1 pseudogene is annotated in these 1,266 nt (G+C 34.2%); it reads left to right on the top strand.

The features are described from left to right. Window positions 1-108: 108 nt before the first annotated feature. Window positions 109-1,266, top strand: a pseudogene (locus F6K53_RS43370) (IS4 family transposase); the annotation flags it as partial.

A 1,266-nucleotide genomic window follows, 5' to 3' on the forward strand; every position in this document is an offset into this window, starting at 1 on the left:
CTGACGGGGTGACGAAACAGGCTGAAATGCTTGCTATGTAAAGCTAGTAGCATTTTGTGGTAAAAAAAAGTAGGTCTCTAAATTTGCAACAAGACCTACGTATTGACAATGTTCCCAACATTCTACCAAAACCACCTAAAAAGTCAATTAAGTCTAGCCGATTATATTTTTTTAAAAATCCTGATTAATCTTTTACAATTAATCAAGAAAGTCAGTTTGGAAAAGTTAGCAAATGCTCTCCCTTTACCCATTAAATTTGAAAGCAAAAGAAAAAGAATACAAAGATTTTTATCGCTGCCAAATCTCACCATTGAAAAAGTTTGGCTTCCAATAGTTGAAGAAGTTTTGAAAACATACTTTACCTCGGACCAACTAATTTATATAGCAATAGATCGAACAAGTTGGGGTCGTATTAATTTATTCATGGTTAGCCTCATTTGGGATAAAAGCGATGCAGCAAGGGAACAGGGGGTTCCCCCCATGAGCGACTGCATCAAGACAGGGCGTTTCCAGTATATTTTACTTTGTTGCCAAAGTTAGGGAGTAGTAATCTAACAGAACAACAAATAATATTGTCAAAAGTTATCCCGCTTTTTAAAAACTATCAAATCTGCCTGTTGGGAGATAGAGAATTTTGCTCTGTCAAATTAGCAAAATACTTACAGGACTTGGGTGTGTATTTTTGCTTACGCTTAAAAAAGAACGAGTTTATTGAATATAAAAAAACTAATTGGCTTCAACTTAATGATTTAGGTTTAGTACCAGGAGTGTCTTTATTTATCCAAGGAGTTAAAGTTACTAAAACTCGTGGATTTTCAAATTTTAATGTGGCTTGTAAGTGGCAACGTAAACTCAAAGGAATAGCGCAGAAAGAAGGATGGTTTATTCTGACAAATTTTGAAAAATTAGAGTTGGCGATTTCCGCTTATAAAAAAAGATTTAATATAGAGGAAATGTTTAGAGATTTCAAGAGTGGTGGTTATAACTTAGAAAACACAAAGCTTGAGGATAAACGGTTTATTTCGATAGTTTTATTGATAGCGATAGCTTACACTTCTGCAACTTTCCAAGGTCAAACTATTAAACGTAAAGGAATACAAAACTATGTAGCTCGTGTAAAAGAATCTGGACGTAGGGAGCGGAGGCATAGCAGTTTTTACGTTGGTTTGTATGGTCAAACCTGGATGAATTTTAAGGATGTTTGTCTAAAATTAGTAACCGAATTAATGAAATTAAATCCTAATAAACGAAAGTATTATCAACGCG

Source organism: Moorena sp. SIO4A1, from assembly GCF_010672065.1.
GTDB lineage: Bacteria > Cyanobacteriota > Cyanobacteriia > Cyanobacteriales > Coleofasciculaceae > Moorena.